Here is a 5,170-nt window from a genome sequence, read left to right as displayed (position 1 = left end):
GGGCGAGGACTTCCCCAATGTTCAGAACCTGGGGTCCCCGGCTTTCCGGCTGTGCCATTGCCACAGGCAATTGTCCCGGGATCAGGCGCGGCCTGCTGCGCGGGCAGGGCTCAGGTAGAAGGTGAGTCGGAACTTGCCGATCTGGACTTCGTTCCCGGACTTCAGCTCAACGCCGTCAACGCGATCGTGGTTGACGTAGGTCCCGTTCAGGCTGCCCGTGTCCACCACTTCGAAGCTACGGGCCGTGCGGCGGAACTCAACGTGCCGGCGCGACACGGTGACGTCGTCAAGGAAGATGTCGGCGTCCGGGTGGCGTCCCGCTGTGGTGACGTCCGAATCGAGCAGGAAGCGGGCGCCCGCGTTGGGGCCGCTGTGCGCGATCAGGAGTGCCGAGCCGGCCGGCAGGGCCTCCACGGACAGCCGCTCCTCAGTGGAGAGCCGGGGGGTGATGGTGGGTTCGTCGGTGACGGGGGTCAGATGGATCGAGGTGGTCTCCGAAGCCCTGGCCGCACCGTTGCCGTACTCACCTTCGGCAGGGTCCTGTTTGTGGCCAGCCATGGATTCCTCCTCTTTCGCTGCAGTTCTCACGCCTGCAATCAACAATTACCCTGACGGACGCACCTCGCAGATCCGTGACGGGAAACCGATCCGGCCATTGACGTGCGAAGACATCCCCTGGCCGGGCCTGTTTACCCGTTACGTTCAGCCTACCTGCTGTTCGTACTCGGATGCACTGAGCAGGGACTCCATGGCGTCTGCTTCGGCCAGTTTGACTTCCATGAGCCAGCCATCACCGTAGGGATCTGTGTTGATCAGGGCCGAATCGGTGTCGAGGGACTCGTTGCGGGCGACGATCTCGCCGCTTACGGGAGCATAAATATCGCTGACGCTCTTGGTTGACTCCACTTCGCCCACCACTTCATTTGCGGTCACTTTGGTGCCGGCCTCCGGCATCTGGGCGTAGACAACGTCCCCGAGTGCGTCCTGGGCGAAATCCGTAATGCCCACGCGGACCACGCCGTCGGCGTTGGGTGCGGATACCCACTCGTGCTCGGCGGTGTAGGACAGATCTTCGGGAATGTTGCTCATCAGGGGCCTTTCATCGGGTCAAACACCAATGTCAACGGGGCCAGGAAAACAAGCCGCCGCTGAAAGTATAGGCACAAGTCCACAGGCGTTCGAGGAGGATTCTGACATGATGGGACCCATGAGCGAACGTGGACAGGAAACCCCCAGGAAAAGGGGCAATCGGGCTGGCCGGATCATTCTTGTAGCCGCAGCATTGCTGATCCTCGTCATCGCCTACTTCGCCCTGGCTGCCATCCTGCCGGTCTGGTGGGCCAACGTTATCCGCAACCAGGTCCGGGGTGACCTCGGGGCCGGAATCCTGATGGGGATGTTCTACGGTTTCGTTTTCACGCTGGTGCCCCTGTCGGTTGCCTGGCAGTCCACCCGCAAGGCCGTGGGCTGGGCCTGGAAGTCCGCCATCCTGCTCATCGCTGTGGCTCTCGCAGCGCCCAACCTGCTGACCGCGGGAATCATGTTCGGAAGCTCCGAGGCCGCCCACAACGGACAGCGCATCCTTGGCACGGAAGCCACGTGGTTCGCGCTCTGGACGCAGGTCTCCGCCATCGCCGCCGTCGTCGTTTTTGTTATCGGCGTGATCCTCTGGAGGATCTGGCGGCAGCGCGGCAAGAAGGTGAAGGCCTTGAAGAAGGCCGAGTCTGAGCGCACCCTCGCCGCCAAGGCCGCCGCTGCCGTGGCCAACCCGGACGCGGGGACAGAGACCGGCGCCACGGTCAACCGCGGGTAGCGCCATGCCGGAACTTCCCGAGGTTGCAGGCCTTGCCGGATTCCTCGATTCGCATCTCCGGGGTTCGGTGATACACAACGTCCAGATTGCTTCTTTTGCCGTGCTGAAGACTGCGGATCCCCCCTACACCGCGTTGGAGGGCAGTAAAGTCTCTGGTGTACGGCGGTTCGGTAAATTCATCAGCATCGACACGGACGGACCGTCATTCGTCTTCCACCTGGCCCGGGCGGGGTGGGTCCGGTTCACCGACTCCCCCACCGGTACCCAGCTCCGGCCAGGCAAGAGCCCCATCGCCGCCCGGCTGGCATTCAGCGGCCCCGCCGGCGATCACGGCATGGACCTCACGGAGGCCGGGACCAAGAAGAGCCTGGCGGTCTACGTTGTCCGCGACCCGCAGGACGTTCCCGGCATCGCCGCCCTCGGGCCCGACCCCTTCAGCGAGGAGTTCGACGCCGATACGCTGGCGGAAATCCTGGGATCCAGTCCGCAACAGATCAAGGGCCTCCTGCGGAGCCAGAGCGTGATTGCGGGGATCGGCAATGCCTACAGCGACGAGATCCTGCATGCCGCCAGAATTTCCCCCTTTGCAACGGGCAAGTCGTTGGACCGCGGGACGGTCCAAGTGCTCTATGACGCCATCCACAGCATCCTCGGCACGGCCCTTGCAGAGGCCGAGGGCAAGCCGCCCAGTGAACTCAAGGACGTCAAGCGCAGCCATATGAGGGTCCATGCCCGCACAGGCGAAGCATGCCCGGTGTGTGGCGATACGGTCCGTGAGGTGTCTTTCGCGGACTCGGCCCTGCAGTACTGCCCCACGTGCCAGACAAAGGGCAAGGTGTTGGCAGACCGGCGGACCTCAAAGTTCCTGAAATAAGCCGGCACAAAACAGAAGCACCCCGGAGAAGATTCTCCGGGGTGCTTCTGTTTTGGTCGGGCTGACAGGATTTGAACCTGCGACCCCTTGACCCCCAGTCAAGTGCGCTACCAAGCTGCGCTACAGCCCGTCAGTTCCGCCGTTCTCCGCTGCGTTTCATCCACGTGTTAGCGAGGATTTCCACTCAGCAGTCCGGCTGAACCACCTTGAAAAGCTTACACGATTCCGGAGCCTGCCAATGACACTTTGCCGCCTGCGCGCCCCAGGTGTGTCGGAATTAACGCTTCTTGCCGCGCTTTTCGCGTACCCGCATGTTGACCTCGATCGGCGTGCCCTCAAAACCAAAGGTTTCGCGGAGCCGGCGGGTGATGAACCGGCGGTAGCCCGGGTCCAGGAAACCGGTGGTGAACAGTACGAACTTCGGCGGGCGGCTGGAGGCCTGGGTGCCGAAAAGGATGCGTGGCTGCTTTCCGCCACGGACCGGGTGCGGGTGCGCGGCCACGAGCTCGCCAAGGAAGGCATTGAGCCGTCCTGTGGGGATGCGCCTGTCCCAGTTCTCCAGTGCGAGGTCAAGGGCGGGCACCAGCCGGTCCTTGTGCCAGCCGGTCAGTGCCGAGATGTTGACCCGGGGCGCCCAGGCCACGTGGGCCAGGTCCTGTTCGATTTCCCGTTCCAGGTAGGTGCGGCGTTCGTCGTCGAGCAGGTCCCACTTGTTGAAGGCGAGGACCAATGCCCGGCCGGACTCAATGGCCAGCTGCAGGATGCGGACGTCCTGTTCGCTGAGGACCTCGTCCACGGCGAGGAGCACGACGGCGACCTCCGCCTTTTCGAGGGCGGCCTGGGTCCGAAGGGAGGCGTAGTAATCGGCACCCTGGGCCATGTGCTGGCGGCGGCGGATACCGGCCGTGTCCACGAAGCGCCAGGTGCGGCCGCCAAGTTCAATGAACTCATCCACCGGATCACGGGTGGTGCCGGCAGTGTTGTCCACTACGACGCGCTCGGAGCCCGCCAGCTTGTTCAGCAGGGAGGACTTGCCCACGTTCGGGCGGCCGATCAGGGCGATGCGGCGCGGACCGCCGGAGCGCTCCAGGCCTTCGATGGTGGAGAACTCGGGAAGGGTGTCCATCACGTGGTCCAGGAGGTCCGCCACACCGCGTCCGTGCAGGGCTGATACCGGGTACGGCTCGCCGAAGCCGAGACCCCAGAGGGTCGCGGAGTCCGCTTCCTGGGCGAAGTCGTCCACCTTGTTGGCCACCATGATGACCGGCTTCTTGCTGCGGCGGAGCATCTTCATGACGCCCTCGTCCGTGGCGGTGGCCCCCACTGCCGAGTCCACGACGAACAGGACGGCGTCGGCGAGTTCCACGGCCATTTCAGCCTGCTCGGCAACCCGGGCGTGGATGCCGCGGGCATCGTGCTCCCAGCCGCCGGTGTCCACCAGGGTGAAGTTTCGCCCGTTCCAGCTGGCGGAGTACATCACGCGGTCCCTGGTGACGCCGGGGGTATCTTCAACCACGGCTTCACGGCGGCCCAGGATACGGTTCACCAGGGTGGACTTGCCCACGTTGGGGCGCCCGATGATGGCAAGGACAGGATCGAGCTTGACCGGACCGCTGAAGTCCTCGTCGTCGTAATCCCCGCTCAGCAGGGCGGCGTCTTCCTCGTCGAGGTCGTAGTCTTCCAGACCGGCCCGGAGTGACGCTGCGCGCATCTCCGCTTCGTCGTCGTCAATGGCGGCCAGCCGTTCGGCCACCTGGTCCGTGCCGGTGGGCGTGTATTCGTCTTCGCCGGCGCCGGAGTGGCCGGAGGTTTGAGTCGTATCGCTCATTGCGCTTTCCTTAGTGGTCATCTGCCGGCGGCCCGGCTACTGCTGTGAGAGTCGTGCTGTAATCCGCATGGGGCAAAGGCTGCCCACTGTGGTGGATTGTTTCCTGGACGTGCCCCGCCAGCGCAGTGCGGATTTCCATTCCCGCCCTGTCCATTGAAGCACGGCCTGTTTCGCCGGGGTTGCGGCTCAGTGTCAGGGCGTTGCCGAAGCTGACGTGGAACCGCCGCCCCGGCCTGGGGACGGTGTCGAGGTGTTCCCCGCCTGTCCTCGTGCCGAGAATCGCCACGGGAACCACGGGGGCCCCCGAGTTCAGGGCCAGCCAGGCGACCCCGTTGTTGATGTCTGTTGCCTGCCCGCTCCCCCGGGTGCCTTCCGGGAGAATCCCGATGCACCGGCCGGCGTCGAGCATGTCCTTGCTGAGCAGCAGCGCTGCCCGGTCTCCGGAACGGTCCACCGGGAGTTGCCCGGAGGCGCGGAGGACGTGCCCGAGCGGGCCCTTGAACATCTCTTTCTTGACCAGGATGTGCATGCGCCTCGGCGATGCGCCGAACATCACCGGCCCGTCCAGGAAGCTGATGTGGTTGCCGGCAAAGATGACCGGCCCGCCGGTGGGGACGTTGTCCTTGCCCGTGACAGTGGTCCGGTACACCAGATG

At 64.6% G+C, this 5,170-nt stretch carries 6 protein-coding genes and 1 tRNA gene; 2 read left to right on the top strand and 5 right to left on the bottom strand.

Translation table 11 applies throughout. The features are described 5' to 3' along the window. Positions 1-81: 81 nt before the first annotated feature. Positions 82-558, bottom strand: coding sequence for an FHA domain-containing protein (locus DBR22_RS13615; RefSeq protein WP_108599459.1), 477 nt, complete (start codon positions 556-558; stop codon positions 82-84). A 144-nt stretch (positions 559-702) separates the two neighbouring features. Then, on the bottom strand, positions 703-1,089 hold the full coding sequence (gene gcvH, locus DBR22_RS13610) for a glycine cleavage system protein GcvH (RefSeq protein ID WP_108599458.1): 387 nt from the start codon (positions 1,087-1,089) through the stop codon (positions 703-705). A 118-nt stretch (positions 1,090-1,207) separates the two neighbouring features. Here gcvH and DBR22_RS13605 point away from each other — a divergent pair, with 118 nt between their 5' ends. Both DBR22_RS13605 and DBR22_RS13600 read left to right on the top strand, forming a co-directional pair. Further along, positions 1,208-1,813, top strand: coding sequence for a hypothetical protein (locus DBR22_RS13605; protein WP_108599460.1), 606 nt, complete (start codon positions 1,208-1,210; stop codon positions 1,811-1,813). Between the two features lie 4 nt (positions 1,814-1,817). Continuing rightward, on the top strand, positions 1,818-2,687 hold the full coding sequence (locus tag DBR22_RS13600) for an Fpg/Nei family DNA glycosylase (RefSeq protein ID WP_108599457.1): 870 nt from the start codon (positions 1,818-1,820) through the stop codon (positions 2,685-2,687). Positions 2,688-2,740: 53 nt separating this feature from the next. Here the strand turns inward: DBR22_RS13600 and DBR22_RS13595 are convergent. The 3 genes from DBR22_RS13595 to DBR22_RS13585 form a co-directional block, all read right to left on the bottom strand. Then, a tRNA-Pro gene (locus DBR22_RS13595) sits at positions 2,741-2,817 on the bottom strand. Positions 2,818-2,964: 147 nt separating this feature from the next. Beyond that, the gene (gene der, locus DBR22_RS13590; RefSeq protein WP_108599456.1) at positions 2,965-4,515 is read right to left on the bottom strand and encodes a ribosome biogenesis GTPase Der; all 1,551 of its coding nucleotides are present in this window, start codon (positions 4,513-4,515) and stop codon (positions 2,965-2,967) included. A gap of 10 nt (positions 4,516-4,525) precedes the next feature. Then, the coding region (locus DBR22_RS13585) for a lysophospholipid acyltransferase family protein (RefSeq protein ID WP_108599455.1) at positions 4,526-5,170 on the bottom strand (645 nt) is incomplete at its 5' end.

The sequence above is a fragment of the Arthrobacter sp. HMWF013 genome, from assembly GCF_003061105.1.
Classification (GTDB): Bacteria; Actinomycetota; Actinomycetes; order Actinomycetales; family Micrococcaceae; genus Arthrobacter.
This window is presented reverse-complemented; position numbering and strand designations above follow the sequence as displayed.